Source organism: Sanguibacter gelidistatuariae, assembly GCF_900096585.1.
GTDB classification, from domain to species: Bacteria; Actinomycetota; Actinomycetes; order Actinomycetales; family Cellulomonadaceae; genus Sanguibacter; species Sanguibacter gelidistatuariae.
In genome coordinates, this window is sequence record NZ_FMYH01000015.1 from 1 (window position 1) to 3,425 (window position 3,425).

The 3,425-nt window shown below is 55.3% G+C and carries 2 rRNA genes; both read right to left on the reverse strand.

Annotation, left to right across the window (positions count from 1 at the left end):
• Nucleotides 1–9: 9 nt before the first annotated feature.
• A 5S ribosomal RNA gene (gene rrf / locus BLQ50_RS18105) occupies nucleotides 10–126 on the reverse strand.
• Between the two features lie 84 nt (nucleotides 127–210).
• Nucleotides 211–3,320, reverse strand: a 23S ribosomal RNA gene (locus tag BLQ50_RS18110).
• Between the last annotated feature and the right edge of the window lie 105 nt (nucleotides 3,321–3,425).

Sequence of the window (3,425 nt, forward strand, 5' to 3'; positions counted from 1 at the left end):
TGAATGGTTGTCCGGCAGCGACCTACTCTCCCACACAGTCTCCCGTGCAGTACCATCGGCGCAGTGGGGCTTAGCTTCCGGGTTCGGAATGGGACCGGGCGTTTCCCCCACGCTATGACTGCCGTAACTCTATTAGGTTATACAGACCGGATAAGACACGGCCGTACCCTAAGAACCGCACAGTGGACGCGTAGCACACAAAATTTGAGTGTTATCAAGTTATCGGCTTATTAGTACCGGTCAGCTCCGAAGGTCTTTCGTCCCTTCTTCCACATCCGGCCTATCTACCCAGTGGTCTGCTGGGAGCCTCTCGGGATAAATCCCGTGGAAACCTCATCTTGAAGCAAGCTTCCCGCTTAGATGCTTTCAGCGGTTATCTCTTCCGAACGTAGCCAACCAGCCGTGCTCCTGGCGGAACAACTGGCACACCAGAGGTTCGTCCGTCCCGGTCCTCTCGTACTAGGGACAGCCCTTCTCAAGTTTCCTGCGCGCGCAGCGGATAGGGACCGAACTGTCTCACGACGTTCTAAACCCAGCTCGCGTACCGCTTTAATGGGCGAACAGCCCAACCCTTGGGACCTACTCCAGCCCCAGGATGCGACGAGCCGACATCGAGGTGCCAAACCATGCCGTCGATATGGACTCTTGGGCAAGATCAGCCTGTTATCCCCGGGGTACCTTTTATCCGTTGAGCGACGGCGCTTCCACAAGCCACCGCCGGATCACTAGTTCCGACTTTCGTCCCTGCTCGACTTGTCAGTCTCACAGTCAAGCTCCCTTGTGCACTTGCACTCGACACCTGATTGCCAACCAGGCTGAGGGAACCTTTGAGCGCCTCCGTTACATTTTAGGAGGCAACCGCCCCAGTTAAACTACCCATCAGGCACTGTCCCTGATCCGGATTACGGACCGAGGTTAGATATCCAGAGCGACCAGAGTGGTATTTCAACGTTGACTCCACACACACTGGCGTGCATGCTTCACAGTCTCCCACCTATCCTACACAAGCCGCACCGAACACCAATACCAAACTATAGTAAAGGTCCCGGGGTCTTTCCGTCCTGCTGCGCGTAACGAGCATCTTTACTCGTAGTGCAATTTCGCCGAGTTCACGGTTGAGACAGCGGAGAAGTCGTTACGCCATTCGTGCAGGTCGGAACTTACCCGACAAGGAATTTCGCTACCTTAGGATGGTTATAGTTACCACCGCCGTTTACTGGGGCTTAAATTCTGAGCTTCGCACAAGTGCTAACCCGTCCTCTTAACCTTCCAGCACCGGGCAGGCGTCAGTCCGTATACATCGTCTTGCGACTTCGCACGGACCTGTGTTTTTAGTAAACAGTCGCTTCTCCCTGGTCTCTGCGGCCCTTGCACGCTTCCCCAGCAAGTGGGTTCACGCTCCGGGCCCCCCTTCTCCCGAAGTTACGGGGGCATTTTGCCGAGTTCCTTAACCATGATTCTCTCGATCGCCTTAGTATTCTCTACCTGATCACCTGAGTCGGTTTAGGGTACGGGCGGCTAGAACCTCGCGCCGAGGCTTTTCTTGGCAGCATAGGATCACCCAATCATCGTCCATACGGACTCACCATCAGTTCTCAGGATATATGAACAGCGGATTTGCCTACTGTTCTCCCTACAACCTTGGACGTGGACAACCATCGCCACGCTGGGCTACCTTCCTGCGTCACCCCTGTTAATGCGCTTACCTACTACGAGCTCGGGTCGTGCGCTCCCCTGAGTCCTCAGCCCCGAAGGGCCTGTGGACCAGGCTTGGGCACTTAGCATCACCAGATTCGGTATGGGCGGTTCTTCGCCGGTAGGAGAATATCAACTCCTTGTCCATCGACTACGCCTGTCGGCCTCGCCTTAGGTCCCGACTTACCCAGGGCGGATTAGCCTGGCCCTGGAACCCTTGATCATTCGGCGGACGGGTTTCTCACCCGTCATTCGCTACTCATGCCTGCATTCTCACTCGTGTAGCCTCCACCGCTGGGTTCCCCCGCGACTTCACTGGCCACACGACGCTCCCCTACCCATCCACACACCTGGACCACGAAGGCCTGGTTATTATGTGAATGCCACAGCTTCGGCGGTATACTTGAGCCCCGCTACATTGTCGGCGCGGAATCACTTGACCAGTGAGCTATTACGCACTCTTTCAAGGGTGGCTGCTTCTAAGCCAACCTCCTGGTTGTCTGTGCAACTCCACATCCTTTCCCACTTAGCATACGCTTAGGGGCCTTAGCTGGTGGTCTGGGCTGTTTCCCTCTCGACTATGGAGCTTATCCCCCACAGTCTCACTGCCACGCTCTCACTTACCGGCATTCGGAGTTTGGCTGGCGTCAGTAACCTTGTAGGGCCCATCGGCCATCCAGTAGCTCTACCTCCGGCAAGAAACACGTGACGCTGCACCTAAATGCATTTCGGGGAGAACCAGCTATCACGAAGTTTGATTGGCCTTTCACCCCTACCCACAGGTCATCCCCCCAGTTTTCAACCTAGGTGGGTTCGGTCCTCCACGCGGTCTTACCCGCGCTTCAACCTGCCCATGGGTAGATCACTTCGCTTCGGGTCTAGACCCAGCGACTCATTCGCCCTATTAAGACTCGCTTTCGCTACGGCTTCCCCACACGGGTTAACCTCGCCACTGAGCACTAACTCGCAGGCTCATTCTTCAAAAGGCACGCTGTCACCCCTGCTAGGGAGGCTCCAACGGATTGTAGGCACACGGTTTCAGGTACTATTTCACTCCCCTCCCGGGGTACTTTTCACCTTTCCCTCACGGTACTTGTCCGCTATCGGTCACTAGGTAGTATTTAGGCTTATGAAGTGGTCTTCACGGATTCACACGGGATTTCTCGGGCCCCGTGCTACTTGGGATCCCCTTCGGGAGGCCACGTCATTTCGTCTACGGGGGTCACACCCTCTACGCCGGGCCTTTCAATGCCCTTCGACTATAACGCGGCTTTCTGACTCCCTGAAAGTTCGGCAGAACAATCTGAAAGGTCCCACAACCCCGCCCATGCAACCCCTGCCGGGTATCACACATGAACGGTTTGGCCTCATCCGCTTTCGCTCGCCACTACTCACGGAATATCTCTTCCTGTCGGTACTGAGATGTTTCACTTCCCGACGTTCCCTCCACACACCCTATATATTCAGATGCGGGTAACTGGACATAACTCCAGCTGGGTTTCCCCATTCGGAAATCCTCGGATCACGGTTCGTTTGCCAACTCCCCGAGGCTTATCGCAGGCTACTACGTCCTTCATCGGCTCCTAGTGCCAAGGCATCCACCCTGTGCCCTTAAAAACTTGATAAAACTAAATTGCAGAACAAAGACCAAAGTCTTTGATCGCAAAGATGCTCGCGTCCACTGTGCAGTTCTCAAGCTACGGACGATCCCACCGAACACCAACGCCTAC